Origin of the sequence: Agromyces sp. H17E-10 (assembly GCF_022919715.1) — a bacterium.
In the GTDB taxonomy this organism is placed as follows: Bacteria; Actinomycetota; Actinomycetes; order Actinomycetales; family Microbacteriaceae; genus Agromyces.
Map to the genome: position 1 here is coordinate 2796059 of NZ_CP095042.1, position 26340 is coordinate 2822398.

At 71.1% G+C, this 26340-nt stretch carries 29 protein-coding genes; 20 read left to right on the forward strand and 9 right to left on the reverse strand.

The window, feature by feature from the left end; genetic code table 11:
- Positions 1 to 3 precede the first annotated feature (3 nt).
- From MUN74_RS12580 to MUN74_RS12595, 4 genes are all read left to right on the forward strand, one after another.
- A complete protein-coding gene (locus MUN74_RS12580; RefSeq protein ID WP_244852608.1) occupies positions 4 to 402 on the forward strand; it encodes a DUF7144 family membrane protein in 399 nt (132 codons plus the stop codon).
- Between the two features lie 213 nt (positions 403 to 615).
- The gene (locus tag MUN74_RS12585) at positions 616 to 2748 is read left to right on the forward strand and encodes an acyl-CoA dehydrogenase family protein (RefSeq protein ID WP_244852610.1); all 2133 of its coding nucleotides are present in this window, start codon (positions 616 to 618) and stop codon (positions 2746 to 2748) included.
- A gap of 101 nt (positions 2749 to 2849) precedes the next feature.
- The gene (locus MUN74_RS12590) at positions 2850 to 3593 is read left to right on the forward strand and encodes an alpha/beta hydrolase (protein ID WP_244852612.1); all 744 of its coding nucleotides are present in this window, start codon (positions 2850 to 2852) and stop codon (positions 3591 to 3593) included.
- A 58-nt stretch (positions 3594 to 3651) separates the two neighbouring features.
- The gene (locus tag MUN74_RS12595; protein WP_244852614.1) at positions 3652 to 4419 is read left to right on the forward strand and encodes a TetR/AcrR family transcriptional regulator; all 768 of its coding nucleotides are present in this window, start codon (positions 3652 to 3654) and stop codon (positions 4417 to 4419) included.
- A 48-nt stretch (positions 4420 to 4467) separates the two neighbouring features.
- Here MUN74_RS12595 and MUN74_RS12600 read toward each other — a convergent pair whose 3' ends face one another.
- Together MUN74_RS12600 and MUN74_RS12605 are read right to left on the reverse strand one after the other, a co-directional pair.
- Positions 4468 to 4650 carry a YhcB family protein gene (locus MUN74_RS12600; protein ID WP_244852615.1) on the reverse strand — a complete coding sequence of 61 codons (183 nt, stop codon included), beginning with the start codon at positions 4648 to 4650 and terminating at the stop codon, positions 4468 to 4470.
- A 29-nt stretch (positions 4651 to 4679) separates the two neighbouring features.
- Positions 4680 to 5690 (reverse strand): malate dehydrogenase, encoded by a 1011-nt coding sequence (locus MUN74_RS12605; protein ID WP_244852616.1) that lies wholly within the window; start codon positions 5688 to 5690, stop codon positions 4680 to 4682.
- Between the two features lie 124 nt (positions 5691 to 5814).
- Between MUN74_RS12605 and pip the strand changes: the two genes are divergently transcribed.
- The 3 genes from pip to MUN74_RS12620 all read left to right on the forward strand — a co-directional run bounded on the left by pip (position 5815) and on the right by MUN74_RS12620 (position 8164).
- Positions 5815 to 6888 carry a prolyl aminopeptidase gene (pip, locus tag MUN74_RS12610; RefSeq protein WP_244852617.1) on the forward strand — a complete coding sequence of 358 codons (1074 nt, stop codon included), beginning with the start codon at positions 5815 to 5817 and terminating at the stop codon, positions 6886 to 6888.
- A 9-nt stretch (positions 6889 to 6897) separates the two neighbouring features.
- Positions 6898 to 7791, forward strand: coding sequence for a KPN_02809 family neutral zinc metallopeptidase (gene ypfJ / locus MUN74_RS12615; protein ID WP_244852619.1), 894 nt, complete (start codon positions 6898 to 6900; stop codon positions 7789 to 7791).
- Positions 7792 to 7945: 154 nt separating this feature from the next.
- Entirely contained in the window at positions 7946 to 8164 is a 219-nt protein-coding gene (locus MUN74_RS12620) for a hypothetical protein (RefSeq protein WP_244852620.1), read from the forward strand.
- A gap of 18 nt (positions 8165 to 8182) precedes the next feature.
- Here MUN74_RS12620 and MUN74_RS12625 read toward each other — a convergent pair whose 3' ends face one another.
- Entirely contained in the window at positions 8183 to 8881 is a 699-nt protein-coding gene (locus tag MUN74_RS12625) for an alpha/beta fold hydrolase (RefSeq protein WP_244852622.1), read from the reverse strand.
- A 10-nt stretch (positions 8882 to 8891) separates the two neighbouring features.
- Complete coding sequence (locus tag MUN74_RS12630; protein WP_244852623.1) at positions 8892 to 9965, reverse strand: EamA family transporter; 1074 nt, start codon at positions 9963 to 9965, stop codon at positions 8892 to 8894.
- A 106-nt stretch (positions 9966 to 10071) separates the two neighbouring features.
- On the opposite strand from MUN74_RS12630, the gene MUN74_RS12635 reads away from it, so the two are divergent.
- The 4 genes from MUN74_RS12635 to MUN74_RS12650 all read left to right on the forward strand — a co-directional run bounded on the left by MUN74_RS12635 (position 10072) and on the right by MUN74_RS12650 (position 14842).
- Entirely contained in the window at positions 10072 to 12573 is a 2502-nt protein-coding gene (locus MUN74_RS12635; RefSeq protein WP_244852625.1) for an HAD-IC family P-type ATPase, read from the forward strand.
- A gap of 97 nt (positions 12574 to 12670) precedes the next feature.
- A complete protein-coding gene (locus MUN74_RS12640; RefSeq protein ID WP_244852627.1) occupies positions 12671 to 13714 on the forward strand; it encodes a zinc-dependent alcohol dehydrogenase family protein in 1044 nt (347 codons plus the stop codon).
- A gap of 76 nt (positions 13715 to 13790) precedes the next feature.
- Positions 13791 to 14543 (forward strand): DUF2510 domain-containing protein, encoded by a 753-nt coding sequence (locus tag MUN74_RS12645; protein WP_244852629.1) that lies wholly within the window; start codon positions 13791 to 13793, stop codon positions 14541 to 14543.
- An 89-nt stretch (positions 14544 to 14632) separates the two neighbouring features.
- Complete coding sequence (locus MUN74_RS12650) at positions 14633 to 14842, forward strand: hypothetical protein (protein ID WP_244852630.1); 210 nt, start codon at positions 14633 to 14635, stop codon at positions 14840 to 14842.
- A gap of 73 nt (positions 14843 to 14915) precedes the next feature.
- Here MUN74_RS12650 and MUN74_RS12655 read toward each other — a convergent pair whose 3' ends face one another.
- The gene (locus MUN74_RS12655; RefSeq protein ID WP_244852632.1) at positions 14916 to 16376 is read right to left on the reverse strand and encodes an MFS transporter; all 1461 of its coding nucleotides are present in this window, start codon (positions 16374 to 16376) and stop codon (positions 14916 to 14918) included.
- A gap of 119 nt (positions 16377 to 16495) precedes the next feature.
- Here MUN74_RS12655 and MUN74_RS12660 point away from each other — a divergent pair, with 119 nt between their 5' ends.
- From MUN74_RS12660 to MUN74_RS12685, 6 genes are all read left to right on the forward strand, one after another.
- Positions 16496 to 17512 (forward strand): PHP domain-containing protein, encoded by a 1017-nt coding sequence (locus MUN74_RS12660; protein WP_244852634.1) that lies wholly within the window; start codon positions 16496 to 16498, stop codon positions 17510 to 17512.
- Positions 17509 to 18330, forward strand: a complete 822-nt coding sequence (locus MUN74_RS12665) for a hypothetical protein (protein ID WP_244852636.1) — start codon at positions 17509 to 17511, stop codon at positions 18328 to 18330. The genes MUN74_RS12660 and MUN74_RS12665 overlap by 4 nt, the downstream gene beginning before the upstream one ends.
- Entirely contained in the window at positions 18330 to 19208 is an 879-nt protein-coding gene (locus tag MUN74_RS12670) for a hypothetical protein (RefSeq protein WP_244852638.1), read from the forward strand. The genes MUN74_RS12665 and MUN74_RS12670 overlap by 1 nt, the downstream gene beginning before the upstream one ends.
- Positions 19209 to 19228: 20 nt before the next feature.
- Complete coding sequence (locus MUN74_RS12675) at positions 19229 to 19990, forward strand: phosphotransferase (RefSeq protein WP_244852639.1); 762 nt, start codon at positions 19229 to 19231, stop codon at positions 19988 to 19990.
- 103 nt (positions 19991 to 20093) lie between these two features.
- A complete protein-coding gene (gene cls / locus MUN74_RS12680; RefSeq protein ID WP_244852641.1) occupies positions 20094 to 21566 on the forward strand; it encodes a cardiolipin synthase in 1473 nt (490 codons plus the stop codon).
- A gap of 15 nt (positions 21567 to 21581) precedes the next feature.
- Complete coding sequence (locus MUN74_RS12685) at positions 21582 to 22124, forward strand: DUF1697 domain-containing protein (RefSeq protein WP_244852643.1); 543 nt, start codon at positions 21582 to 21584, stop codon at positions 22122 to 22124.
- A 22-nt stretch (positions 22125 to 22146) separates the two neighbouring features.
- Here the strand turns inward: MUN74_RS12685 and MUN74_RS12690 are convergent, their stop codons facing one another.
- The gene (locus MUN74_RS12690) at positions 22147 to 22401 is read right to left on the reverse strand and encodes a hypothetical protein (protein WP_244852645.1); all 255 of its coding nucleotides are present in this window, start codon (positions 22399 to 22401) and stop codon (positions 22147 to 22149) included.
- 76 nt (positions 22402 to 22477) lie between these two features.
- Between MUN74_RS12690 and MUN74_RS12695 the strand changes: the two genes are divergently transcribed.
- Positions 22478 to 22852 carry a nuclear transport factor 2 family protein gene (locus MUN74_RS12695; protein WP_244852647.1) on the forward strand — a complete coding sequence of 125 codons (375 nt, stop codon included), beginning with the start codon at positions 22478 to 22480 and terminating at the stop codon, positions 22850 to 22852.
- On the opposite strand, the gene MUN74_RS12700 is transcribed toward MUN74_RS12695, so the two are convergent.
- From MUN74_RS12700 to MUN74_RS12710, 3 genes are all read right to left on the reverse strand, one after another.
- Positions 22842 to 23426 (reverse strand): hypothetical protein, encoded by a 585-nt coding sequence (locus MUN74_RS12700; RefSeq protein ID WP_244852649.1) that lies wholly within the window; start codon positions 23424 to 23426, stop codon positions 22842 to 22844. The two genes, MUN74_RS12695 and MUN74_RS12700, sit on opposite strands and share 11 nt — an antisense overlap.
- A gap of 124 nt (positions 23427 to 23550) precedes the next feature.
- Positions 23551 to 24342: a hypothetical protein gene (locus MUN74_RS12705; RefSeq protein ID WP_244852651.1), complete on the reverse strand. Its 792-nt coding sequence runs from the start codon at positions 24340 to 24342 to the stop codon at positions 23551 to 23553.
- A 171-nt stretch (positions 24343 to 24513) separates the two neighbouring features.
- Positions 24514 to 24783: a hypothetical protein gene (locus MUN74_RS12710; protein WP_244852653.1), complete on the reverse strand. Its 270-nt coding sequence runs from the start codon at positions 24781 to 24783 to the stop codon at positions 24514 to 24516.
- 66 nt (positions 24784 to 24849) lie between these two features.
- On the opposite strand from MUN74_RS12710, the gene MUN74_RS12715 reads away from it, so the two are divergent.
- Both MUN74_RS12715 and MUN74_RS12720 read left to right on the forward strand, forming a co-directional pair.
- Positions 24850 to 25680 (forward strand): helix-turn-helix domain-containing protein, encoded by an 831-nt coding sequence (locus MUN74_RS12715; RefSeq protein WP_244852654.1) that lies wholly within the window; start codon positions 24850 to 24852, stop codon positions 25678 to 25680.
- Positions 25681 to 25742: 62 nt separating this feature from the next.
- The gene (locus MUN74_RS12720; protein WP_244852655.1) at positions 25743 to 26333 is read left to right on the forward strand and encodes a dihydrofolate reductase family protein; all 591 of its coding nucleotides are present in this window, start codon (positions 25743 to 25745) and stop codon (positions 26331 to 26333) included.
- The last annotated feature ends 7 nt before the right edge of the window (positions 26334 to 26340 follow it).

Here is a 26340-nt window from a genome sequence, read left to right on the forward strand (position 1 = left end):
AGCATGGGAGCCGTGAAACGCCCGGGTGGCGTGACGTTCATCGCCGTGCTGGTCTGGATCTCGGGGCTGCTCGACATCATCGGCGGCACCATCCTGCTCTTCCAGACGAGCGTCGCCGCGACCGTCGAGTCGTTCGGCGGTGCGAGCCAGCTCATCGCATCGGCGATCGTGTCGATCCTCATCGGCGTCGTCGTCATGATCGTCGCGGCGGGCCTGCTGCGCGGCAGCTCGGCGGCGCGCCTCGTCGTGACGATCATCGAGGTGATCTCGATCGCCTCGTCGATCTTCCTCGCGATCGCCTATCCGGCCGGTGCGATCGGCGAGTACCTCAGCGCCGTGATCTCGGTCATCGTGATCGCGATGCTCTGGACCCGGCGAGCGAGCGCGTTCTTCCGCGACTGAGTGCGATTGTGGATGCCACTGCGTCGGCGTGGCCCCGCTTTGTAGAGGGCGTACAGTGCCCGTCGGAGGCGTCCGGCGCTCGTTTGTAGGGCGCGAACGCACCGTTTCGGGGTACGGGAGCGCCGTCCTACCGTGGAGAGAGGTTCAGCGACGCCGGGGGTCCAGCGCCGCCATGTCACGCACACCGACTCCACACGAAGGACGAGACCGACGATGGTTGACACCGCACCACGCACCTCGAAGGCGCGCGCCGAGCAGGCCGCGCCCGCACGCAACGCCGCCGCCACGAGCGGCGCGGCGCCCGCGAACGGCGCCCGCCCCGCGGCATCCGGCCAGCCGAGCATCGATGTCGAGCAGCTGGGCCGGCAGTTGCTCGGCACCTGGGCCGACATCCGCATCGCCTCGCGCGAGCGCGCCGCCCGGCCCGACCTGCAGCGCATCGAGGGCCAGCCGATGGCGGAGCACCGGGAGCGCGTGCTGGGCCAGCTGAAGCTCCTCGTCGAGGAGGGGGCCGTGCACCGCGCGTTCCCGAAGTCGCTCGGCGGCCAGGAGGACCACGGCGGCAACATCGCCGCGTTCGAAGAGCTCGTCATGGCCGACCCGAGCCTGCAGATCAAGTCGGGTGTGCAGTGGGGCCTCTTCGGCGCCGCCGTGCTGCACCTCGGCACGAAGCCGCACCACGACAAGTGGCTGCCCGCGATCATGTCGCTGGAGGTGCCCGGCGCCTTCGCCATGACCGAGATCGGGCACGGCTCCGACGTCGCCTCGATCGCGACGACGGCGACCTACGACGAGGAGACCGAGGAGTTCGTCATCCACACGCCGTTCCGTGCGGCGTGGAAGGAGTTCCTCGGCAACGCGGGCCTGCACGGCAAGCACGCGACCGTGTTCGCGCAGCTCATCACCAAGGGCGTCAACCACGGCGTGCACTGCTTCTACGTGCCGATCCGCGACGACGAGGGCGAGTTCCTGCCGGGCGTCGGCGGCGAGGACGACGGCCTCAAGGGCGGCCTCAACGGCATCGACAACGGGCGCCTGCACTTCACGAACGTGCGCATCCCGCGCGAGAACCTGCTCAACCGCTACGGCGACGTCGCCCCCGACGGCACCTATTCGTCGCCGATCGAGAGCCCCGGCCGCCGCTTCTTCACGATGCTCGGCACGCTCGTGCAGGGCCGTGTCTCGCTCGACGGCGCCTCGACCGTCGCGAGCGCGATGGGCCTCGCGATCGCGATCACCTACGGCAACCAGCGCCGCCAGTTCACCGCGTCGAGCGACACCGACGAAGAGGTGCTGCTCGACTACCAGCGTCACCAGCGCCGCCTGCTGCCGCGTCTCGCGACGACCTACGCCCAGTACTTCGCGCACGACGAGTTCCTCGTGAAGTTCGACGCCGTGTTCAGCGGCAAGGCCGACACCGACGACGACCGCCAGGACCTCGAGACCATCGCCGCCGCGTTGAAGCCCCTCTCGACGTGGCACGCGCTCGACACCCTGCAGGAGGCGCGCGAGGCCTGCGGCGGCGCCGGCTTCATCGCCGAGAACCGCATCGTGGGCCTGCGCCAGGACCTCGACATCTACGTGACGTTCGAGGGCGACAACAACGTGCTGCTGCAGCTCGTCGCCAAGCGCCTGCTCACCGACTTCTCGAAGCAGTTCAAGAACGCCGACGCCGGGGCCATGGCGCGCTACGTCGTCGCGCAGACCGCCGAGCGCGCGTACCACGGCACGGGCCTGCGCCGCCTCGGCCAGACGATCGCCGACTTCGGCTCGACCGCCCGCTCGGTGAGCGAGCTGCGCGACGAGGAGACGCAGCGGGAGCTGCTCACCGACCGCGTCGAGACGATGATCGCCGAGATCGCCGGGCGCCTGCGCGACGCGCGCAAGCTGCCCAAGGCCGACGCGGCCGCGGCGTTCAACCGCAACCAGAACGAGCTCATCGAGGCGGCCCGCGCCCACGGCGAGCTGCTGCAGTGGGAGGCCTTCACCCGGGGTCTCGCGCAGACGACCGACCCGGGCACGAAGCAGGTGCTCACGTGGGTGCGCGACCTGTTCGGCCTCGGCCTGCTCGAGAAGCACCTCGCGTGGTACCTCATCAACGGCCGCCTGTCGCCGCAGCGCGCCCAGGCCGTGACCGCCTACATCGACCGGCTCATCGAGCGCCTGCGCCCGCACGCGCAGGACCTGGTCGACGCGTTCGGCTTCAAGCCCGAGCACCTGCGCGCGACGATCGCGACCGGCATCGAGCAGGAGCGCCAGGACGAGGCGCGCGCCTACTTCGACGCGCAGCGCAAGGCCGGCACCCTGCCGGTGCCCGAGAAGTCGAAGGCCAAGAAGAAGAAGTAGCGCCGCAGGCGTCGAGCGGCGAGGGCCGGGGCATCCATGATCGGGATGCTCCGGCCCTCGCCCGTTCGCGCCGGGCGGCGTCGGCCCGGCAGACTGTGGGCATGGCTCGCTTCCTCCGCATCCTCGCCGCCGTCGTCGCGGTGCTCGCGCTCGTCGTGGTCGTCTTCCTCGTCTACGCGCACACGGTGATGCAGGGCGAGCGCCCGGCCGCGCTCGAGGCGTGGCGCGACGACGCGGTCGAGATCACGAGCACCGACGTGGGCATCGTGATCGAGCCCGTCGAGGGCGCGACGGGGGAGGGGCTCGTGTTCATCCCGGGCGCGAAGGTCGACCCGTACGCGTACCTGTACAAGCTGTCGGGCGTGGCCGAGGCGTCGGGGCTGACGGTCGTGATCACGAAGCCCACGCTCAACCTCGCGTTCTTCGATCAGCGGCCGCTGTCGACGTTCACCGCCCTCGCACCCGAGGTCGACGAGTGGTACGTCGGCGGGCACTCGCTCGGCGGGGTGCGTGCGTGCCAACTCGCGGGCGGCGGGTCGGATGCCGCGGGCGAGCCGTCGGTCGTCGGGCTCGTGCTCTTCGGCTCGTACTGTGCGAACGACCTCAGCGAGTCCGGACTCGACGTGCTGAGCATCTCGGGGGCGAACGACGGACTGTCGACGCCCGAGAAGATCGCGGCGGCCGCTCCGTTGCTGCCCGCCGACACCGAGTTCGTCGAGCTCGCGGGCGTGAACCACGCCGACTTCGGCGACTACGGCGCACAGCCCGGCGACGGGGTGTCGACGCGTGACGACGCCGAGGTGCGCGCCGAGCTCGGCACGGTCGTCGCCGAGTTCGTCGGCTGAGGCCGGCACGCGTCAGTCTGAACACCGTGAGGCGTACGCAGAATGTAGGCTAGCGCGCATGCCCGCTGATTCCACGGGGCTCGGCGAGCCCGACCTCACCCTGCGACTGCTCTGGCGCGAGCGGCTGGGACGGCCCGTCGGCACCCGCGGCCCGAAGCAGCGTTCGAGCGTCGACGAGGTCGTCGAGGCCGCTGTGCTGCTCGCCGACGATGAGGGGCTCGAGGCGCTCTCGATGCGCCGCATCGCCGACCGGCTCGGCATGAAGCCGATGTCGGTCTACACGTATGTGCCCGGCCGCGCCGAGCTCATCGAGCTCATGGTCGACCACGTCGCGGGCGAGGTGCCGCTGCCGGTCGCGACCGGGTCGCTGCGCGACCGGTTGGCGCTCATTGCCCGCCTGCAGTGGAACGAGTACCTGCGCCACCCGTGGTTGCTCGCGATCGACACGAGCCGTCCGCCGCTCGGCCCGCACATCTCGGACCACTGGGAGTGGTGCCTGCGCGCGATCGACGGCTTCGGGTTCGACGACGTCGACCTCGACCGGGTGCTCACGATGCTGCTCGGCTTCGTCGCCGGCCCCGCCCGTGCGCACCTCGACGCCGAGCGCCTGCAGCGGGCCTCGGCCGAGTCCGACGACGACTGGTGGGAGCGCAACGCGCCGCTGCTCGACCGCATCATGGATCCCGAGCGCTACCCCGTCTCGGGTCGCGTCGGGCAGGCCGCGGGCGCGATCGACGTCGCGCCGCCGACTGAGGCGTTCGAGTTCGCCCTCGCCCGCCTCATCGACGGCATCGAGGCGTACCTCGCGACCACCACCGCTGGTTGAGGAGCGCCGACGCGCAGCGGCGACGCGTCTCGAAACCCGCTCGAGAACTCAGCTGTCGGCCGGAGGCTTCATGATGAGGCCGGCGACCGCACCCACGACGAGGCCGGCCGGCAGCCAGAGCCAGAACGTCGTCCACAGGCTCACGACCACGCCGATGATGAGCCCCACGATGAGGCCCACGATGAGCTGCTTGCGGCGGGCGGCGGGTGACGGGCTGGGGGATTCGGCCATGCTCCAAGCCTAGGCGCCGCACGCTCGCGTCAGATGAGCCCGAGCGAACGCACCGCCTCGCGCTCGTCGGCGAGCTCGGCCACGGATGCCTCGATGCGATGCCGCGCGAACGCGTCGAGCTCGAGTCCCGGCACGATGCGCCAGGCGCCGTCGACCGACTCGACCGGGAACGACGAGATGAGCCCCTCGGGCACACCGTACGACCCGTCGGAGACGACGGCGGCGCTCGTCCACCCGTTCGGCGTGCCGCCGACCCAGTCGCGCACGTGGTCGATCGTCGCGGCCGCCGCCGACGCGACCGACGACGAGCCGCGCACCTCGATGATCTCGGCGCCGCGCTTGGCGACCCGCGGAATGAACTCGTCGACGAGCCACTCGCGGTAGCCGTCGGTGCCGAACCGGGCGGTGAGGAGGGCCGGCACGGAGTCGCCGGCGGCGGTCGCGTGCGCGAGGTCGGGGAACTGCGAGGCCGAGTGGTTGCCCCAGATCGTGACGCCGCGCAGGTCGGCGACGGGGGTGTCGACCGTGACCGCGAGCTGACCCAGGGCTCGATTGTGGTCGAGTCTCGTGAGCGCGGTGAAACGTTCGGCCGGGACATCCGGAGCATTCGAGGCGGCGATGAGCGCGTTCGTGTTGGCCGGGTTGCCGACGACCACGACGCGGATGTCGTCGGCGGCGCCGGCGTTGATCGCCGCGCCCTGCGGGCCGAAGATGCCGCCGTTCGCGGCGAGCAGGTCGCCGCGCTCCATGCCTGCGGTGCGCGGGCGAGCGCCGACGAGGAGGCCGACGTTCGCCCCCGAGAAGGCGGCCTTCGCATCGTCGTAGACCTCGACGTGGCGCAGCAGCGGGAACGCCGAGTCCTGCAGTTCGAGGGCCGCACCCTCGGCGGCGCGCACGCCCTGCGGGATCTCGAGCAGGTTGAGCCGCACCGGGGTGTCGGGGCCGAGCATCGCCCCGGAGGCGATGCGGAACAGGAGCGCGTATCCGATCTGTCCGCCGGCGCCCGTGAGCGTGACGGTGACCGGCTTCGTCGAAGCCATACCGAGAGCCTAACCGTGTGTCGACCCGCGGCCGCCCTGCGCCGATCGACCGCCCGTTGTCAACCCGCTGCCCGCTGCGGCGCGGCATCGGCCCGCCGCATCCGCCGATCGCTACCGTTGCCGCATGCGAGAGATGTATCCGGAGATCGAGCCGCTGGAGACCGGCATGCTCGACGTGGGGGACGGACAGCACATCTACTGGGAGGTGTCGGGCAACCGCCACGGCAAGCCGGTGGTGTTCCTGCACGGCGGTCCCGGTGGCGGCACGTCGCCGTCGCACCGCCGCCTCTTCGACCCCGAGCGGTACCGCATCGTGCTGTTCGACCAGCGCGGCTGCGGGCTGTCGATCCCGCACGCCTCCGAGCCCGAGGCCGATCTCTCGGCCAACACGACGTGGCACCTCGTCGCCGATATGGAACGGCTGCGGGCCCACCTCGGCATCGACCGCTGGCAGGTGTTCGGCGGCTCGTGGGGCAGCGGCCTCGCGCTCGCCTACGCGCAGACCCATCCTGAACGCGTCACCGAGCTCGTGCTGCGCGGCATCTTCACGCTGCGGCGGTCGGAACTCGACTGGTTCTACGAGGGTGGCGCGTCGGCGCTCTTCCCCGACCTGTGGGAGGAGTTCGTCGCCCCGATCGACCCAGCCGACCGAGCCCACCTCATCGAGGCGTACGGGCGGCTCCTCGCCGATCCTCGCCCCGAGGTGCACGAGCCCGCGGCCATCGCGTGGTCGCGCTGGGAGTCGTCGACGATCACGCTCCTGCCGCAGGCCGAGAACATCGCCCGCTTCACGGCGCCCGAGTACGCCACGGCGTTCGCCCGCATCGAGAACCACTACTTCCGGCACGGCGGCTGGTGGGAGGAGGGGCAGCTCATCCGCGACGCGACGCGGCTGCGCGACATCCCCGCCGTCATCGTGCAGGGCCGGTACGACGTGTGCACGCCCGTGATGACCGCGTGGGACCTGCACCTCGCGTGGCCGGAGGCCGAGTTCATCATCGTCGACGACGCGGGCCACGCGTTCGACGAACCCGGCATCCTCGACGCGCTCATCACGGCGACCGACCGGTTCGCCGAGGAGGGCGCCGTGCTGTCGTCGTCGTCCGGCACGGGTGAGGGCGGTGGCGCGCTCGCCGAAGATTATCCGGCGCCCCCTGAGCCTGTCGATGGGGCAGCGGACGCGCCGGCGTCGGAGTAGCGTCGGCTCATGACGTTCGATCCGAATGCGGACATCTCGCGGGGCAAGGCCTCGAAGCGGGGGCGCAACACGGGCATCGCCGTCGGCGGCGGCCTCGGCGCGCTCGCACTCGTCGTGATCTCGCAACTGCTCGGCGTCGATCTGACGGGCCTGCTCGGCAGCGGCGGGGTCGACGCGGGCGGTGGCGGCGGCTCGTCGAGCGACGCGTCGCTCGAGCAGTGCCTCACGGGCGAAGACGCCAACGAGAACGTCGAGTGCCGCATGAAGGGGGCGTCGGCCTCGCTCGAGGAGTACTGGGAGGGCGAGGCGCAGAAGCTCAGCTTCGACTACGCCGCGCCGTACGATCTCGTCATGTTCGACACCGCGACCTCGACCGGGTGCGGCAACGCGTCGGCGGCGACCGGGCCGTTCTACTGCCCGCCCGACCAGACGATCTACCTCGACGTGAGCTTCTTCGACGAGCTGCGCGGCCGGTTCGGGTCGAGCGGCGGACCGCTGGCCGAGATGTACGTCATCGCGCACGAGTGGGGACATCACGTGCAGAACGAGCTCGGCATCCTCGAGCGCGCGCAGGACGGGCAGACCGGACCGGCCTCGAACTCGGTGCGCGTCGAACTGCAGGCCGACTGCTTCGCCGGTGCTTGGGCGGCGAACGCCTCGTCGGTGCCCGACGTGAACGGCGTGCCGTTCCTCCGCCCGATCTCCGAAGCCCAGTACCGCGACGCGTTGAGCGCGGCGGCCGCCGTCGGCGACGACCGCATCCAGCAGGCGGCACAGGGCCAGGTGAACCCGCACACCTTCACGCACGGCACGAGCGCGCAGCGCGTCGACTGGTTCCGCACCGGTTTCGAGGAGGGCGCCGGCGCGTGCGACACGTTCTCGGTGTCGGCCGGGCAGCTCTGACCGCGACGGGCGCCTCACTCGATCGGTGCCACTCGCTCGTCTCATGCCGATCGCACGACGCACCCGATTCGCGCGACTCGCGTCATGATCTCGGTGGCGGCACGTCTCTCAGGTGACGGGCACCGCACGCGTGCCCCGCAAGGGAGCGGATCTCATGCCTCGACGCCGGCGGATTCCAGTGCCGCACCGCGAGTTCTTCCGTGCGGTGACGATCGACGAGACGGTGGTGCTCGCGTGCACCTGTCCGCGAGGAGTCGACCACTGGTACGCCGAACCGCAGACGATCACTGGTCCGACCGAGGCGGTGGAGACTGCCGATGACACCGAGCCGGGTGCCGATGCCGCCGACGCACGCGCCACCCACGACGCCTGAGGCTGCCGGCGTCGGCCGTCAGCTCGACAGGCTCGAGACGATCGCCTGCCCGAGCTGCACGGGCTTCGTGAACTGCGGCCAGTGACCCGTGGGCAGGTCGATGTAGTCGACCTGCTCGACCTTCGCGAGCTCGCGCACGTACGGCACCTCGCCGGCGATCCACTCGACGAGCATCCCGCTCGGGAACTCGCACGCGATGATCGTGATCGGCACGCCGTATCGGCGTTCGTCGTGCAGCTCGATCGGGTCGGTCGCGACGCCGACCGGTTCGGGCACCGACCGGGCGCGGAACTCTGCCCGAAGCGACTCGTCGAGGTCGACGAGGTCTTCGTCGCCGAACACCTCCCACGCAGGCAACGGGATCTCGCCGTCGACGATCGGGAGCTCGTCGTTGATGGGGTCGCCGTCGGCGAGCGGGCCGGCGTCGACGTACACGACGCGGGCGATGCGGTCGGGCCGTGCGTCGGCGACGCCGTGGGCGATGGCGCCGCCGCCGGAGTGCCCGACGAGCACGACCCGCCCGGGCAGTGCGTCGACCGCGGCGACGACGGCGGCGATGTGGTCGCGCAGGCCGATGCCCGAGCGGTCGGCGTCGACCGACTCGAGGCCGGGCAGCGTCAGCGGATGCACCGTGTGCCCCGCTTCTTCGATGATCGGCACCACCTCCGACCAGGATGACGCGTCGAGCCAGAATCCGGGAATGAGGATGACGTCCATACGCGCGACGCTAGTCCGCACCCCCGACACCGGCCGCGCCCGCCCGGGCACCCGCGCCCGCCCGGGCACCCGCGCCCGCCGGGGCACCCGTGTGAAGGCGCCGGGAAGCCGACCGGTGCGATCGCCGCGACGCACGAGACCCTCCCGCTCCGCCCGCCGCGAGCACGACGATGCCGCCCGCGAGCACCGCTAGTCCGACCGCCGCGCCGAACGTCAGCTGCTCGCCGAGCAGCGCGACGCCGAGCACGCCGGCGGTGAGCGGTTCGGCGAGCGTGAGGGTCGACACCGTGGCGGGTGCGAGTCCGCTGAACCCGTACCCGAAGAGCACGTAGGCGAGCGTGATGGTCACGAGCCCCAGCCAGGCGGCCGTCGCGAGTCCGGCGGGTGTCGCGAGCCACGAGGCATCCGAACCGAGGAGCACCGGAACGCTCGCGACCGCCGCCGTGCCGAACAGGGCGCCCATGCTGCCCGTGCCCGTCCAGCCGCGGTCGAGCAGCGCCTTGCCCGCGAGCGTGTAGACGGCGTACGAGGCGCCCGCAGCGATCGAGGCGGCGAGGCCGAGCGGCCCGGCCGCCGCGCCCGCTCCGCCCGCCGTGCCGGCAGTGCTCGCCGCCAGGATCGCGACGCCGACCGTGGCGATCGTCGTCGCGAGCGCCCAGCGGTGTCCGGGGTAGCGCCGTCGCAGCATCCAGTCGAGGGCTCCCGTCAGCACGGGAGCCGAGCCGAGGGCGACGACCGTGCCGACGGCGACGCCGTTCGCCGCTGTGCCCGCGAAGAACGCGGGCTGGTAGGCGAGCACACCGCCCGCGCCGGCGAGCACGACGAGCCACGACGGCACCCGGCGGCGCGCCGCGGGCGCTGGCGCCAGGCCGGTCGGCGCGGGGCCGGTCGGCGGCACGGCGGGTGTCCCGTCCGCGCCGCGCCGCCGCCGGAGCCAGAGGGCGAGCAGGCCGAGCGCGCCGCCGCCGATGACGAGCCGGGCGGCGCCGAGCGAGAGCGCGCTCGCGTCGGGTCCGAGCGCCTGGGCGGTGCCCGTGGTGCCGAAGCACACGGCGGCGAGGAGCACGGCGAACACGAAACGCATGAGAGATTGTTACACAATCTGGATGCCGCGGCGAGTGCGCGACGGACGCTCGGCCCGCCACAGCTCGTGTGACAGACTCGACCTCGTCACGCCGAACGGGGGTTCGATGGACGACGTGCAGGGCGCAGGCGCGGGTCATCGCGGCGAGGCATCCGCGATCACCGACGTGCACAACGAGGGACTCACCGCCGACGAGGTCGCCGAGCGCGTGCGCGACGGCCGAGTCAACGTGGCCGACGACGCCTCGAGCCGCAGCATCTGGAGCATCCTGCGGGCCAACGTCTTCACCCTCTTCAACGGCATCGTCGTCACGGGGTTCCTGCTGCTGCTCGTGCTCGGCCGCTGGCAGGACGCGCTCTTCGGCCTCGCGGCGATCACGAACGCCGCGATCGGCGTCGTGCAGGAGTACCGCGCGAAGCGCTCGCTCGACCGGCTCGCGCTCCTGCACGCGCCCCGCGCGCGCGTCGTGCGCGACGGCGCCGAGCAGGTCATCGCGGTGCGCGAGGTCGTGCAGGACGACCTCGTCGTGCTGCGGGCCGGCGATCAGGTGACGGCCGACGGGCGCGTGCTCGACGGCGTGCGTCTCGAGGTCGACGAGTCGCTGCTCACGGGGGAGTCCGAGCCGATCGCCAAGGAGGTCGGCGACGACGTGTTGTCGGGCTCGATCGTCGTCGGCGGCGAGGGCCGGGTGCGCGTGACCGCGGTCGGCGACGACGCGTTCGCGGCCCGGCTCACCGCCGAGGCCAAGCGGTTCTCGCTCGTGAACTCCGAGCTGCGGGGCTCGATCGACCGGATCCTGAAGTGGATCACGTGGGCGATCTTCCCGATCATGCTCATCGTCGTCAACGCGAACATGCAGGCGGCGGGCGGGTGGCAGCACGCGATCGAGACGGGTGAATGGCGGGATGCAGCGGTCGCCTCGGTCGCCGCCGTGATCGCCATGATCCCGCTCGGGCTGGTACTCATGACGAGCATCGCCTTCGCGGTCGGCGCGGTGAAGCTCGGCGCGCGGCAGGTGCTCGTGCAGGAGCTGCCCGCGGTCGAGGGGCTCGCGCGCGTCGACCTCATCTGCCTCGACAAGACCGGCACGATCACGACCGGCGACGTGCGGTTCGCGGGGGAGCATCCGCTCGGCGACGCGCAACCCGAGGGGTGGCGCACCGCGCTCGCCTGGAACGGCGCGCAGCCCGACGCGAACGCCACCGCCCGTGGTCTCGCCGACGAGTATCCCCTCGGGCACCACCCCGAGGTGATCGCCCGCATCGAGTTCTCGTCCGACCGCAAGTGGAGCGCCGTCGCGCTCGGGGCCGGCGCACCCGGCACCTGGGTGCTCGGGGCGCCCGAGTTCGTGCTCGCGGTCGAGGGGCCGAGTGGGGATGCCGCGGCCGACGACACCCTCGGCCGTGCGCGCGTGCTCGCCGAGAGCGGGCTGCGCACGCTGCTGCTCGCGCACGTCGCGACCCCGCTGACGGAGGCCGAGGCCGATGCCGCCCGGCTGCCGGCCGGCCTCCGCCCCGTCGCGCTCGTCACCTTCCGCGAGGCCGTGCGCGACGACGCGGCCGAGACCCTCGAGTACTTCGCCCGCGAGCAGGTCGCCGTGCGCGTGATCTCGGGCGACGACCCGCGCACGGTCGCGGCGGTCGCCCGCGAGGTCGGGCTCGACGCCGGCGACGGGTTCGACGCCCGTGACCTGCCCGACGACGAGGGCGCGCTCGGCGAGGTGCTCGAGGCGAACCGCGTGTTCGGCCGCGTGACGCCGACCCAGAAGCGTGCGATGGTGCGGGCGCTCAAGGCCCGCGGGCACACGGTCGCGATGACGGGCGACGGCGTGAACGACGCGCTCGCGATCAAGGAGGCCGACCTCGGCATCGCGATGGAGTCGGGCTCCGCCGCGACGAAGGCGGTCTCGCGAATCGTGCTGCTCGACAGCCGCTTCGCCCACCTGCCGGGCGTCGTCGCCGAGGGGCGCCGCGTGATCGCGAACATCGAACGCGTCTCGATGCTGTTCCTCTCGAAGACGGCGTACGCGATCGCGATGGCGGTCGTCTTCGGCATCCTGCTCTGGCCCTTCCCCTTCCTGCCGCGCCAGCTCTCGGTCACCGACGGGCTCACGATCGGCATCCCGGCGTTCCTGCTCGCACTGCTGCCGAACAGCAGGCGCTATGTACCCGGGTTCCTGCAGCGCTCGCTCTCGTTCGCGATCCCCGCCGGGCTCGTCGTCGCCGCGGCGATCACGGTCGTGTCGGGTCTTGCCCGGGCGCTCGGCGAGCCCGAGGCGGTGGTGCGCACCGCGTGCACGATCACGCTCGCCCTCGTCGGCCTCTGGATCCTCGCCGTGCTCTCGCGTCCGTTCACGCTCGTCAAGGCGGCGGTGCTCGCCGCGATGGTCGCGGGCCTCGTACTCGTCCTGACGGTGCCGATCGCCGTCGCGTTCCTCGAGCTGCAGCCGCTGCCCGTCGAGGTGATCGTCGACATCGCGATCACGGTGCCCATCGCGTGCGTGCTGATCGAGCTCGTCGGCGTCTGGCATCGTCGGCGGTTCGGCACGGCCAGCGAGATCGCGCCGCAGGAGCACCACCGCGTCGGGAAGCGGGCCGCGGGCCGGTAGGCTCACGGATGTCGCGCGCGCGGCGCGGGTGGGGCCGCCGGGTCGAGCGGCGCCCGCCCTCCCGACCCGACGGGACCGCAGAACCGAGAGGACCCCCGTGCGCGCCGTGCTCTTCGACGAATTCGGAGCCCAGCCTCGCCTCACCGAGGTGCCCGAACCCGCCTGCCCGCCCCGCGGCGCCGTCATCCGGGTTCGTGCGACGGGCCTCTGCCGCAGCGACTGGCACGCGTGGATGGGGCACGACGACACCGTGAGCCTGCCGCACGTGCCGGGCCACGAGTTCGCCGGCGAGATCGCCGCACTCGGTTCGGAGGTCTCGGAGGAGAGCGGCTGGAAGGTCGGCGACCGCGTCACCGCGCCGTTCATCTGCGCGTGCGGACGCTGCGACGAGTGCCTGTCGGGCAACGAGCAGGTGTGCGACCACCAGTCGCAGCCGGGCTTCACGCACTGGGGCTCGTTCGCCGAGCTCGTCGCGATCGACGAGGCCGAGCTCAACCTCATCCGCCTGCCCGAGTCGCTCGGCTTCGTCGAGGCGGCTTCGCTCGGCTGCCGCTTCGCGACCGCCTACCGGGCGATCGTGTCGCGCAGCCGACTCGCACCCGGTGAGCAGATCGCGGTGCACGGATGCGGCGGGGTCGGCCTCTCGGCGATCATGATCGCGGTCGCGGCCGGCGTGAAGGTCTACGGCGTCGACGTCGCCGACGCGGCGCTCGCCGCCGCCGAGTCGCTCGGCGCCGTGCCCATCCAAGGCGGCGACGGGGCCGCCGCGCGGATCGTCGAGGCCTCGGGCGGCGGCGTCGACGTCTCGGTCGACGCGTTCGGCTCGAGCGAGACGTCGTTCGCCTCCGTGCAGAGCCTGAAGAAGCGCGGACGCCACGTGCAGATCGGGCTCATGGTCGGCGACTCCGCGCTCGCAGCGATGCCGATGGACGCGGTCATCGCGGGAGAGCTCGAACTGCTCGGCAGCCACGGTATGGCCGCGCACGAGTACCCGTCCATGCTCGGCGCGGTCGCGTCCGGCGACTTCCGCCCGATCGAGCTCGTCGGGCGGCGCATCACGCTCGACGAGGTGCCGGCGGCGCTCGCCGCGATGGGCACGGCAGGGGCCTCCGGCTCGGGCATGACCGTCGTCGAGCTGTAGTCGTCGAGTCTCGCCCGGTCCTCGCCGTGTCACGGTCGTGCCGCCTACGATAGGGCTCGACCCGACTGGAGGAACGATGACGGATCCGCAGCTGCCGCCGCCCGGCTGGTACCCCGAGCCGAGCGGTGCGGAGGGCCAGCGCTGGTGGGACGGCACCCGGTGGACCGACTACGCGACGCCGCTGGCGCCGCCGCCCCAGCCGGTGCAGCCGCAATACGGGGCGTACGCGCAGCCGCAGCCGCAGCCGCAGCCTCAGTACGGGGCATATGCGCAGCAGCAGCCGCAGTACGGTGCCTACGCTTCGCCGCAGCAGCCGGCTCCCTACGGCAGTGCCTCGCAGACCGTGGCGGCCGGCACCCCGACCGACACGGTCTGGATCTGGCTCATCATCTTCCTGCCGCTGCTCGGCGTGCTCCCGCTCTTCTTCTGGAACTGGCGCGGATACTTCGAGCGCTCGATCTCGCTCGACCCGTCGATGTCGACCATGGAGCAGGCTCTGGGGCCCTACACGGACCCGTGGTACCTCGTGCTGAGCGTCCTGGGCTACGTCCTGTACGGTGTCGCGGTCTGGTTCGCCTACCTCGATCGGGCCACCCTTGCTCGGCGAGGATTCGGGCGGACGTTCCACTGGGCGTGGGCGTTCCTGAGCTCGCTCGTCTACGTCATCGGGCGTTCGGTCGTCGTCAAGCGCCAGGCGGGCCGCGGCAGCGCACCGATGTGGGTCGCGATCGCCGTCAGCGCCGTGATGATCGTCCTCGTCGTCGCGTGGGTGTTCGTGATGATGGCCGAGGTCTTCCGCATGGTGATGGAGTCAGTGCCGACCTATTGACCTTGCCGGGCGTGGTCAGGTGATTTCGGGCTGTCGCCCGCGCTCCGACGGCACTAGTCTGGCGCCATACGGACAGGGGAGGTCGGCTCATGGATTTCGGCATCATCGCCATCATCGGCGTCGTGGTCGTCATCATCGCCTCGGCGATCTGGCTCGCACTGCGCGACCGTCGCACCCGATCCCGTCCCGGTGACCCGCACGTCGCGCTGTACTCGGGCGATCGCGCGCACAGCGACGCGATGGGCCGGGCGCTCGCCGTCGATGCGGTTCGCGACAACGGCGGCAGCGGCGGAATCTGACACACCGACGCGCCGCGGCGCCCGCACCGGTTCGACCGGGCGGGCGCCGCGACGCTGCAACGGGACGTGCCCCTCAGACGTCGACGGCGACCGTCGTGTCCGTCTCAGCCGCCTCGCCTGACGATCGGGCCGAGCCCGCGGCCCCGGTGCGTGCCCCGCGCAGGAGCACCGCGGTCGCGATGAACCCGACGACCGCCACGACGCCGGCCCCGAGGAACGCCGCCGAGAAGCCGGCCGTCAGCGCCGGAGCATCCGTGCCGCCCGCCGTGACGGCCGCTCCGACCGCCGTGAGCACGGCGAGCCCGACGGCCGAGCCGATCTGGTAGCTCGTGTTGACGAGGCCCGAGGCGACGCCCGTCTCCTCGGGGTTCGCCGCGCCGATCGCCGTGCCGAGCGACGGCACGAACGCGAGCGCCATGCCGAGCGCGGCGACGAGCGAGGCGGGCAGGACGTCGGCGAGGTAGCTGCCGTCTGGCCGAGCGAGCGAGAGCCAGCCGAGGCCGATCGCGAGCAGCACGAAGCCGGTGACGATGAGCGGCTTGGCGCCGAACCTGGCCTGCAGGCGCGGCGCGAGCGCGACCATGCCGATCACGATGAGGGCGGTCATCGGCAGCAACGCCGCGCCCGACGCGAATGCGCCGGCCCCGAGCACCTGCTGCAGGTAGAGGTTCAGGAAGAACCACATCGGCACCCAAGCCGCGCCGAGCAGCAGCTGCGCGAGGTTCGCGGCACCGAGGCGCGGCGCACGGAAGATGCCGAGACGCAGGAGCGGCTGGCGGCTGCGCGCCTGGATCACGAAGAACAGCGCGAGCAGCACCGCACCGGCCGCGAGCGCGACGATCGTCTCGGCCGAGGCCCACCCGACCTCGGGGGCGCGCACGACCCCGTAGACGACGGCGGCGAGTCCGAGCGTCGCAGTGATCGCGCCGGCGACGTCGACCGATCCGCGTCCGCGGGGCACGACCGGCAGGGCGAACGGCGTCAGCACGATGACGAGGGCGGCGATCGGCACGGTCACGTAGAAGACCCACGGCCAGCTCGCGTACTCGGTGAGCACGCCGCCGAGGAAGACGCCCGCGGTGCCGCCGATCGGGGCGGCGGCGCCGTAGACGGCGAAGGCGCGGGGGAGTTCGGGCGTGCCGCCGAAGAGCACCATGAGCAGCGTGAGCGCGGCCGGCGCGATGAGCGCGGCGCCCGCGCCCTGGACTGCGCGGCCGGCGATCTCGAGCCAGACGTTCGAGGCGGCGCCCGCGAGCACCGAGCCGGCGGCGAGTACGAGCCATCCGGTGATGAACATGCGGCGGGCGCCGAACAGGTCGGAGAGCCGGCCGCCGAGCAGCAGCAGCCCGCCGAAGGCGATGACGTACGCGTTGAACACCCACGACAGCGACTCGGGCGTGAAGCCGAGCTCGGCCTGGATGTCGGGCAGGGCGACGCCGATGATCGACGTGTCCATGATGACGACGAACTGGGCCGCGGCGATGAGCGCGAGCCCGAGCCACCGACGTGGTGCGGCGGCTGTGGAGGTGGACATGATGTGCGGCTCCTTCGTGATCTGGTTCAGGAATTTAATACCCCTAGGGGGTATAGATATACCGACGAATCGGCACGGCGTCAAGCGGGATACACCCGACTCGCGACACAATCGGGGGTATGGATCCCGTGACGGCCCTCGAGGAGATCGCGTTCCTGCTCGAGCGCGACCGCGCCTCGGCGTACAAGTCGAAGGCCTTTCGCAAGGCGGCCGACGCGATCCGCGACATCTCGCCCGACGAGCTCGCCGCCCGCGCCGCCGACGGCCGCCTGCGCCGCACCCCCGGCGTCGGCGACTCGACCTTCGCGGTCATCTCGCAGGCGCTCGCCGGCGAGGTGCCCGAGCGGCTCGCCGACCTGCGCGCCAAGGCCGGCCTCTCGCCCGCGGGTACCGCCGCGACCGGGCTCCGTGCCGAGTTGCGCGGCGACCTGCACGCTCACACCGAGTGGTCCGACGGCACGACGAGCCTCGCCGTCATGGCGAAGGCCGCAGAGGCGCAGGGGCTCGAGTACCTCGCGATCACCGACCACTCGCCGAGCCTCCGGGTCGCGAACGGACTGAGCGCCGAGCGGCTCGCCGAGCAGCAGGAACTCCTCGAGGTCGTGCAGGCGGGCATGCCGAACCTGCGCCTGCTCGCGGGCATCGAGGTCGACATCCTCGTCGACGGTTCGCTCGACCAGACGCCCGAGATGCTCGACCGGCTCGACATCGTGGTCGCGAGCGTGCACTCCAAGCTACGCACCGAGAAGGCCGAGATGACGAAACGGATGCTCCGGGCCATCGCCGATCCGCACATGAACGTGCTCGGCCACTGCACCGGCCGGCTCGTCGAAGGCTCGCGCGGCACCCGGCCGCAGTCCGAGTTCGACGCCGAGGCCGTCTTCGCCGCGTGCGCCGAGCACGGCGTCGCGGTCGAGATCAATTCCCGGCCCGAGCGTCAGGATCCGCCCGACGACCTCATCGCGATCGCGCTCGAGGCCGGGTGCCTGTTCTCGATCGACAGCGACGCGCACGCGCCGGGTCACCTGTCGTTCCTCGAGCTCGGCGCGGCACGTGCCGAGGCGAACGGCGTGCCCGCCGAACGCATCGTCACGACGTGGCCGGCCGACCGCCTGCTCGAGTGGGCGCGCGGATGACGGACACGGCGCGCACTCGGATGGCGGCCGCGACGACGGCACTGCTCGCGCTCGTCGCACTCACGGGTTGCGCCGGAGTCGGCGCCGGTGGTGCGCCGGCATCGTCGGGCGAGCGGACGGCCGAAGCCTCCACCGCGCCCGGCCGCGAGGCCGCGCTCGACCCCGACACCGTGCTCGACTGCCAGGGCATCGAGCTGACGGCTGGTGCCCTCGTCGAGCGCACACCGGCGACGGCGCTGCCTGCCGAGCTCGCAGCGCTTCTCGAGGACTCGCCCGTGGTGCCCATCGATGACCTCGACGACTGGTTCGTCGCCGTCGAACGCGACGACCACGTCGTGCTCATGCGCGAAATCGACCCGCCCCTCGACCTCGGCGGCGGCGATGTGCGCGACTTCGACCTGTTCTCGGCGTCCGCCTCGCCCGGGGCGATGCCGATCGACGACACCTGGGGCGTCGATGCGTCGACGAGTTGCACGCCTCGAATCGACCTCGGCGGTCGCACGCCCGCGATGCTGGCGCTCGATCCCGAGGCGCTGCCCCAGCCCGGCGATCGCGAGCTCGAACTGCTCGCAACCGAGTGGACCTGCAACGCCGGCGAACCTGCGACCGGCCGCATCGAGGTGATCGACGTCGAGGAGACGAGCACGACCGTCGAGCTCGTCGTCGGCGTGGCCCCGAACCCGGGCAACCACGACTGCCCGAGCAACCCGCCGACGCCGTTCACCGTCGAGCTCGACCACGAGCTCGGCGACCGGGTGATCCTCGATGCCTCCGTCGTGCCGGCGCACGAGCTCGTCGAGTTCGGGGCGATCGGCTGATGCGGCCGGGCCGGGGCGAGTCGCCGAGCGAGACGCGCGGCGAACTGCTCGCTCTCCTGCGCGGGCAGGCCGCCCGCCGCCGTCCCGCCGACCTGATGCGCCAGTATCGCGACGACGGGTTCGTCGCGCCGAGCCCGATCGACCAGCGCCTCAGCACCGCGCTCGACCGGCTCGCCCTCAACGCCGCCCCGTTCGCCGAGGCGCTGCTGCTCTCGCCCGTGACGCCGCTCGGCACCAACTCGGTCGTCGCACCGACCTCGCAGGACCGCACGGTCTCGACGATCCGCACCACCGAGGTCGTCTCCGATCCCACGAACGTGCTCGCACTCGAGTGCGCTGCGCGGCTCGCGGACTCACCCGAACCGGTGCACCTCGCGACGGTGCACCAGACGATGCGGGCGCAGTCGCTCACGGGCGGCAAGCCGTCCCATTCGCGGCACTTCCGGCTGTTCGCGCTCGCCGCGGCCGGGCGAGCACGGCCCGACGACGGCTTCGAGGTCGACGCCGTCGAGCGTCAGCTCGGCGCGTTCGACCGCTTCTTCGACGCCTGCGCCGCCGAGCTCGGGCTCGCGTTCCCCGATCGCCGGGCGATCGTGCGCACGGCGCCCGACGGTCAGGCGCTCGCCGAACGGATCAGCGGGCGCATCGCCGAACGGATGCCGCACGTTGAGACGACGACCGAGACGCTCGAGTCGACCTACTACTGCGGGCTCCGGGTGGGTTTCGGCGCGCACGATCCGGCCGGCGACTTCGTCGAGATCGCCGACCTCGGCCGGTTCGACTGGGTGGCGCGGTTGCGCAGCGACCGCCGGCTGCGCTTCGTCGCGAGCGGCCTCGGCATCCAACTCGTGCCGCTGCTGTTCGGCGACGCGCGCTGAACTGCTGCCATCATGGCCAAGTGGACGACGAGCCGACCCTTGCCGCGATTCCGCTGACCGGCGGCAACATGGAGCCGGTGGTGCGCGTCGGCGACACCGTGCGACGCGTCGCGGGGGAGTGGACGCCCGCCGTGCACGCCCTGCTCGCCGCCGTCCGGGCCGCTGGCGTCGACGAGGTGCCCGAGCCGCTCGGCCTCGACGATTCCGGCCGCGAGATCGTGGGCTTCATCGCGGGCGGCATGCTCGTCGACGCTCCCGCCCGGGTGCAGTGGTCGACGACGATCGTCGAGCAGGCCGGCCGGTTGCTGCGACAGGTGCACGAGGCATCCGTGCCGCTCGCGCACGACCCGGGGCGCACCTGGCGTTCGCCGTCCCGGGAGCCGTCCGAGGTCGTGTGCCACAACGACTTCGCGCCGTACAACCTCGTCGTCGACGGCGGGCGTCTCGTCGGGGCCATCGACTTCGACTTCGCCTCGCCCGGGCCGCGCCTGCGCGATCTCGCCTATCTCGCGTACCGCATCGCCCCGTTCGCCGAGGACGCCGAGGGGTTCGACCCCGAGGCGACGTCCGACGGCGAGACGCCCGTCGACCGGGTGCGCCGACTCGTCGCCGCCTATGGCGCCGACTACCCGGTCGGCGAGGTGCTCGGGGCCGCCGCCGGCTTCCTCGACGAGCTCGCCGCCTTCACCGACGACCGCGCGGCAGCGACCGGGCGGGCCGACTTCGTCGAGCATGCGGCCATGTACCGGCGGGATGCCGCGCGCCTGCGTTCGTTCGAGTAACCGCCGACCGCTATCGTTGTCTCACCCGCGGCGGCGAGGGGTGCCGCCGGGCCCGAGGAGGAGCCATGATCCGTTACAGCCGTGAGACCGACGGGCGGCGTTCGTGAACTTCGATCCGACGGTGTTCTGGACCGTCGTGCTCATCCTCGCGGACTGGACCATCCGCATCATCGCGCTCTTCATCGTGCCGAAGGACCGCAAGCCGACCGCGGCGATGGCGTGGTTGCTCGCGATCTTCCTGATCCCGTTCATCGGCGTGCTGCTGTACCTCATCATCGGCAACGCGAAGCTGCCGAAGAAGCGACGCGAGCGGCAGAAGGAGGTCGACGCGCTCATCGCCCAGAACGTCGATGCCCACGATTACACGGTCGACCGTTCGACGTGGCCGGCGTGGTTCGCCTCGATCGTGAAGCAGAACCGCACCCTCGGCGCGCTGCCCGCCTCCGGCGGCAATCGGGCCGAGCTCATCGGCGACTACCAGGGGTCGATCGACCGCATGGCCGCCGAGATCGACACGGCGCAGTCGTGGGTCAACATCGAGTTCTTCATCGTCGCGTGGGACGACACCACGCGCGAGTTCTTCGCCGCCATGGAGCGCGCGGTGCAGCGCGGCGTCAAGGTGCGCCTGATGATGGACTACATCGCCTCGGCGAAGGTGCCGATCCACAAGCAGACGATCGCCGAGCTCGACCGCATCGGCGTCGAGTGGAAGTACCTGCTGCCCGTGAAGCCGTTCAAGGGGCAGTTCCAGCGGCCCGACCTGCGCAATCACCGCAAGCTCGTCGTCGTCGACGGACACGTCGGCTACACCGGCTCGCAGAACCTCATCTCGCGGGACTACGACTCGCCCAAGAACCAGAAGCGCGGCCTCAAGTGGCAGGAGCTCGTGACCCGCGTCACGGGACCGACGGTCGCGGCGATCAACACCGTCTTCCTCTCCGACTGGTACGCCGAGACGGGCGAGAACCTCATGCAGACGGCGCACGTGGGGGTGACCGAGCTCGAGTTCGACGAGTCGCCCGACGCGCTCGTCTGCCAGGTCGTGCCGAGCGGGCCGTCGTTCGACGAGGAGAACAACCTGCGCATGTTCCTCGGCCTCGTGAACGCGGCCCAGGAGAAGGTCATCATCACGAGCCCGTACTTCGTGCCCGACGAGGCGATGATGTACGCGATCACCTCGGCGAAGTTCCGCGGCCTCGACGTGCAGTTGTTCGTCTCCGAGATCGGCGACCAGGGCATGGTGTGGCACGCCCAGCGCTCGTACTACGAGCCGCTGCTGCGCGCGGGCGTCCGCATCTTCATGTACCCGGGCCCGTTCATCCTGCACTCGAAGCACATGACGATCGACGATGACACCGCGTTCATCGGGTCGAGCAACATGGACATCCGCTCGTTCCTGCTCAACTTCGAGATCTCGATGGTCGTGCGCGGCGAGTCGTTCGTGCGCGACATGCGCGAGGTCGAGGAGGGCTACCGGAAGATCAGCCGCGAGCTCACCCTCGACGACTGGCTGAACGAGCCCACGCGGGCGAAGTTCCTCGACGGCGTGGCGCGGCTCACCTCGGCGCTCGAGTAGGCGGAAGGCCGGCCCATGACGTCGTTCGTCGCCCTCGTGCGCGGCATCAACGTGGGCGGCAAGAACCTCATGTCGATGGCCGACCTCGCTGAGGCGTTCAGTGACGCCGGCCACGGCGACGTCAGGACCCACGGGCAGAGCGGCAACGTGTTGTTCGAATCCGGTCGCCGCAGCGGGCCGGCCCTCGAGCGTGCGCTCGAGGGCGCGCTCGAAGACCGCTTCGGGATGCCGCTGCTGGTCGTGGTGCGATCGAGAGCCGAGCTCGCCGAGACGGTGGACGCTGCGCCGAGCGACTTCGGATCGGACCGGTATCGCAGCGACTGCTTCTTCCTCAAGCATCCGCTCACGGCCGACGACGTGCTCGCCGAGCTGCCCGAGTTGAAGGAGGGCGTCGACTCCATCGCGGGTGGCCGGGGAGTGCTCTACTTCTCGCGCGTCGCGAAGCTGGCGACGAAGACGCGCATCCAGCGCTTGTTCGCGATGCCGGTGTACCAGCAGATGACTGTACGCACGTGGCGCGTCACGACGCGGCTCTTGGAGTTGCTCGACGCTCGCTGAGCTGTCGCCGGAAGCACCGCTCTCAGGCGGTCGTGCCGCCCTGCACCGCGCTGAGCACGGCGTCCACGTCGCTCTCGTCGGCGCCGAGCCCGGCATCGGCGAGTCGGTCGCGCACCATGCCGCGTGCGTCGTCGACGTGGCCGAGCAGCAGGTCGCCGCGCACCTGGTCGATCACGCCTTCGAGTTGCTCGGCGCGGGTCGCGTCGTCGTGGCCGGCCTCGACCGGCTCGCTCTGCACGTCGTCGTTCGGCTGGTTGCGGTCGTCGTTCGTGTCCATCGAGCGATGGTCGCAGTTCGCCGGCATGCCGCCAACCCCCTTCACATTCGGTTCGGAGTGTGCTCGGATCGCCCGCATGAGTGATCTCAGCCTCGACGAACTGCTCGCCCTCGAACACGACGGATGGGCGTCATTGTGCTCGGGCACCGGCGGCGCCTTCTACGGCGAACTCATGACGGCCGACGGAGTGATGGTGCTCGTCAACGGCATGGTCCTCGACCGCGAGACGATCGCCGGCTCGCTCGACGACGCGCCACCATGGGCGCGGTACGAACTGAGCGACGCGCGCCTCGTCGACCTCGGCGAGGATGCCGCGGCCCTCGTCTACCACGCCGTCTCGTCACGCGACGACGGCGGTGAGCCGTTCGAGGCGCTCATGTCGAGCGTCTACCGTCGAGTCGACGGCCGGCCGCGCCTCGCGCTCTACCAGCAGACGACGATCACGCACTGAGGGTCGCGCTCCGGTGTCCGCTCGACAGAGCTCGGAAGGGGATCGCCGACGCGAGCATCAGCACGATCATGAGTGAGCCGACGAGCGCGGCGAGCCACGCCCCATCCGGGGTCGCAAGCGACTTCCCGGCGACGATCGGCACGGTCGCGATGAGGCCGGCGAGCATGAGCACGGCGAAGACGCCCGTGATCACGCGCAGCCAGAGCCGCAGCCCAGCGAGTGCGTAGCCACCCGCGATGCCTGCGACGGGTACACCGATCGCGCCGCCGCCGATGCCGGTCGTCACGAGGGCGACCAGCACGCCGGGGAGCGGCAACGTGAACACCGCGAACAGCATCGGCGACGCCGCGATCCAGCGGAGGGTCGAGACTCGCCGCGGAGGCAAGGCCGCCGCCGACCCGAGCAAGGTGCCCACCAGCACCCCCGGCACGAGGATCGCGACGAAGGTGCCCCACCACGAGAAGGCCGACTCGAAGCCGGCGATGCCGGCCATGTAGGCGCGCAGCGCGCAAGCCCAAGCCAAACCGCAGACGGCGCCGATGAGTGCCTGTGTCGTCCATGCTCGCGTGCCCATCACGGCACCTCTTCTCCCCGCCCTGCGAGCGGGTCGACTTCATGATAGATCTGTTGACCATCCAACTCGGATGCAGATTCCGGCGCCGATGCCGGGTTCCGAGATTGGCGCCCCCGGTGATTGCTCACCGATCAACTGCACGCAGCTTCACTCCCGGCTGGCGAATCGGCTCAGGCATGTACTCGACGTGGTAGCCGCTTCCCAGCTCGATCTGGAGCCGCTCTGAGAGTCCACGGCCGGCTGCGACGAATCTTTCGGCGTCGCGTTCGGTTTCGAATCCGCCCTCGACCGGCCAAGCGGACAGCGTGCGCAGATAGGCCACATCCCACCGAGCGAGGTCGGAACGAAGCTCGTCAGTGAGGCCGAGGGTTGCGGGGTCGATCTCGATGTCGTCGTGTCCCGATGTCTGGGTCAGCGAGGATCGTCCGGACGCAGCCATGAGCCTGATCCACCGTCGTGGCTCTCGACGCGTGACGAACTCGTGAGCCGCGGCAATGATGGCGGCCTCGATGGCATCAACTTGCTCCGGATGGTCGTCGAGCTCTGAGACGAGCCCGACGAATACGCGGAGGTCACCGTTGTCGCTGACATTCAGGTAGGTGTTCCAGAGCTCTCTTGCCCCGCTCGCACCGCTGAGAGTCCCAGCCACGATCATGCCCGCGACGTGCCGAGCCAACCGCCACTCCGCTGTTTCGGCGTCCGGCAGTTCCACGTCGAGTTCGCTCAGCGCTAGCCGAAACAGATCGGCTGAGTCCCGCACGTCACTGGGCGATTGTCCGGCGAGTGTGCGGAGCGCGGGACTATCCCACCCGCTCACGAGCGCCTCGGTAGCGAGTTCAGGAAGACTCTCGGTGGCGAGGCGACCGACAGCCATCTTCCACGCTGCGATCTCGAGTAGGCCCGTCTCGTCAGCCATTGCCACCCATCGATTTCGACGGAGCCCGCCGGCCGTGCTTCCACGTGACTCCGGGCCCAGGAGCAAGCGCCGGTGGATAGGGGGTCGGTGTTCCGTCCGACCGTCTCCCGACTCGTCTCGGGCGCCGTCGATGGAGATCCACGAGCGCTCTGTTTCCCAGCGGGCGGTCGACTACCAGACGGTACCGCCGCCGGCCCCGATGCCGGCCCAGGTGAGCGCGATGAAGATCGCGGCGAACACGACGGGCGCGATGCCCTTGCCGCTGCGCGCGAGGCCCTTGAGGAGTGCGATCACGGCGAGGATCGCAGCGACGATCGAGAGGAGGCCGCCCACGATCAGCCCGATGAACAGTGGAATGGGCATGAGCACGAGGCCCGCAAGTGCGAACCAGAAGGCGGCCCAGGCGGTCGGATTGGATTGGCGCTCGGCGGAGGAAGACATGGGCTCATTATGTCGCGTTCCCCGTTCGCGGCCCCGGCTCGATGCGAAGATGTCGGCGTGGAGTATGTGTCCAAGGTGCCCGGCCCGGCGCTGGACCGACTGATCGACGACCTCTACTACTTGGAGGGAACCCCGCCGTACTCCCGGTTGCTGCTGCCGGCTGCACCCGCGCCCCTGCTCATCGTCAACCTGGGAGCGCCGTTCCTCATCCGCACGAGTGCCGACCTCGACGATGTCGACTACGCCGACGGTTGCGTGGTCACCACCCCGACCCGTGCCTGGGAGTTCGGCTATCCGACCCCGACCAGGTCGGTGGGTGTGCACTTCAAGCCGTGGGGGCTGGCTCCGTTCCTCCCGATGCCCGCGGTCGAGCTGTGCGACCGGCCGGCGACGTTGGAGCACATCTGGGGTGGCCCCGCCCTCGCCGAGTTGCGGGACCGACTGGCCCTGGCGGGCACACCTGACGAAGCACTGCAGGTGCTCGAGGAGGAGTTGGTGCGGCGACTGCGCCCGATCGACGGCCTCGACATCGTCCGTCAACTGGCGGGCGAGATCGCGGAGACCGGCGGAGCGGTGCCGATCAACGAACTCGGCGCCGCAGCCCATGCCAGCAGCACTTACCTGGCGAAGCGGTTCAAGGAGGTCATCGGCGTCACGCCGAAGCGGCTGGCGCGCAGCTACCGGTTCACCGTCACCGTGCTGGCGCTCGATGTCGCCGCACCGGTCAACTGGGGCGAGGTCGCCGCCGGTGCCGGCTACTTCGACCAGCCCCACTTCGTCCGGGAGTTCCGTGAGTTCACCGGGCTCACGCCGACCCGGTACGTCGAAGTGCGGCGACGCTTCCTGCGGGAGCATCCCCATCACGCGCTCGAGGGCTGGCCGCTGCCGGCCGATTGAATTCGTACAAGAGCGACCGCTCGTGAAACGCGAGACTGGGGACCCGAACAGGGGAGGAACCCATGGGGAAAGTGGTCATGAACGCGTCGGTCTCGGTGGACGGCTTCATCGCGGCGGAGAACGACGATCCCGGTCCACTGTTCGAATGGCTGGTCAGCGGTGACGTGCCGCTCGACGACAGCGGGGCCCTACAGGTGTCGCAAGCGTCCTATGACCACACTCGGCCGTACTGGGACGAGATCGGGGTGACGATCGCCGGCCGCCACGTCTTCGACCTGACGGACGGCTGGGACGGGATTCCTCCGAGCGGGGTCGACCACGTCGTCGTCGTGACGCACCGGCCGGCGCCCGAAGGCTGGAACCCCGACGCGCCGTTCCACTTCGTCGATGGCATCGAGGCGGCCATGGCCACGGCGAAGGAACTCGCCGGCGACCGCACCGTCGAGGTCGCCGCCGGTGACGTCGGCGGCCAGATGCTCGCCGCAGGCCTCGTCGACGAGGTGCGCATGGATGTCGCTCCGGTCGTGCTCGGTTCGGGCAAGCGCTACTTCGGTTCCGTCGACTCGCAGCACCTGCTGGACGACCCGGACGTGGTCGTTCAGGGCAACCGGGTGCTTCACCTGCGCTACCGGGTACGCCGCCGGCCGAGCTGAGCGGTTG

Coding starts and splice junctions, on each gene's coding strand:
- MUN74_RS12625 (WP_244852622.1), bottom strand. CDS start 8,881: ATGGACGTCATCCTCATTCCCGGATTCTGGCTCGACGCGTCATCCTGG.
- MUN74_RS12655 (WP_244852632.1), bottom strand. CDS start 16,376: ATGTCCACCTCCACAGCCGCCGCACCACGTCGGTGGCTCGGGCTCGCG.
- MUN74_RS12595 (WP_244852614.1), top strand. CDS start 3,652: ATGCCCGCTGATTCCACGGGGCTCGGCGAGCCCGACCTCACCCTGCGA.
- MUN74_RS12720 (WP_244852655.1), top strand. CDS start 25,743: ATGGGGAAAGTGGTCATGAACGCGTCGGTCTCGGTGGACGGCTTCATC.
- MUN74_RS12695 (WP_244852647.1), top strand. CDS start 22,478: ATGAGTGATCTCAGCCTCGACGAACTGCTCGCCCTCGAACACGACGGA.
- MUN74_RS12665 (WP_244852636.1), top strand. CDS start 17,509: ATGACGGACACGGCGCGCACTCGGATGGCGGCCGCGACGACGGCACTG.
- MUN74_RS12710 (WP_244852653.1), bottom strand. CDS start 24,783: ATGTCTTCCTCCGCCGAGCGCCAATCCAATCCGACCGCCTGGGCCGCC.
- MUN74_RS12630 (WP_244852623.1), bottom strand. CDS start 9,965: ATGCGTTTCGTGTTCGCCGTGCTCCTCGCCGCCGTGTGCTTCGGCACC.
- MUN74_RS12700 (WP_244852649.1), bottom strand. CDS start 23,426: ATGGGCACGCGAGCATGGACGACACAGGCACTCATCGGCGCCGTCTGC.
- MUN74_RS12650 (WP_244852630.1), top strand. CDS start 14,633: ATGGATTTCGGCATCATCGCCATCATCGGCGTCGTGGTCGTCATCATC.
- MUN74_RS12670 (WP_244852638.1), top strand. CDS start 18,330: ATGCGGCCGGGCCGGGGCGAGTCGCCGAGCGAGACGCGCGGCGAACTG.
- MUN74_RS12690 (WP_244852645.1), bottom strand. CDS start 22,401: ATGGACACGAACGACGACCGCAACCAGCCGAACGACGACGTGCAGAGC.
- MUN74_RS12590 (WP_244852612.1), top strand. CDS start 2,850: ATGGCTCGCTTCCTCCGCATCCTCGCCGCCGTCGTCGCGGTGCTCGCG.
- MUN74_RS12645 (WP_244852629.1), top strand. CDS start 13,791: ATGACGGATCCGCAGCTGCCGCCGCCCGGCTGGTACCCCGAGCCGAGC.
- MUN74_RS12635 (WP_244852625.1), top strand. CDS start 10,072: ATGGACGACGTGCAGGGCGCAGGCGCGGGTCATCGCGGCGAGGCATCC.
- MUN74_RS12580 (WP_244852608.1), top strand. CDS start 4: ATGGGAGCCGTGAAACGCCCGGGTGGCGTGACGTTCATCGCCGTGCTG.
- MUN74_RS12685 (WP_244852643.1), top strand. CDS start 21,582: ATGACGTCGTTCGTCGCCCTCGTGCGCGGCATCAACGTGGGCGGCAAG.
- MUN74_RS12705 (WP_244852651.1), bottom strand. CDS start 24,342: ATGGCTGACGAGACGGGCCTACTCGAGATCGCAGCGTGGAAGATGGCT.
- MUN74_RS12585 (WP_244852610.1), top strand. CDS start 616: ATGGTTGACACCGCACCACGCACCTCGAAGGCGCGCGCCGAGCAGGCC.
- pip (WP_244852617.1), top strand. CDS start 5,815: ATGCGAGAGATGTATCCGGAGATCGAGCCGCTGGAGACCGGCATGCTC.
- MUN74_RS12600 (WP_244852615.1), bottom strand. CDS start 4,650: ATGGCCGAATCCCCCAGCCCGTCACCCGCCGCCCGCCGCAAGCAGCTC.
- MUN74_RS12660 (WP_244852634.1), top strand. CDS start 16,496: ATGGATCCCGTGACGGCCCTCGAGGAGATCGCGTTCCTGCTCGAGCGC.
- MUN74_RS12620 (WP_244852620.1), top strand. CDS start 7,946: ATGCCTCGACGCCGGCGGATTCCAGTGCCGCACCGCGAGTTCTTCCGT.
- MUN74_RS12605 (WP_244852616.1), bottom strand. CDS start 5,690: ATGGCTTCGACGAAGCCGGTCACCGTCACGCTCACGGGCGCCGGCGGA.
- ypfJ (WP_244852619.1), top strand. CDS start 6,898: ATGACGTTCGATCCGAATGCGGACATCTCGCGGGGCAAGGCCTCGAAG.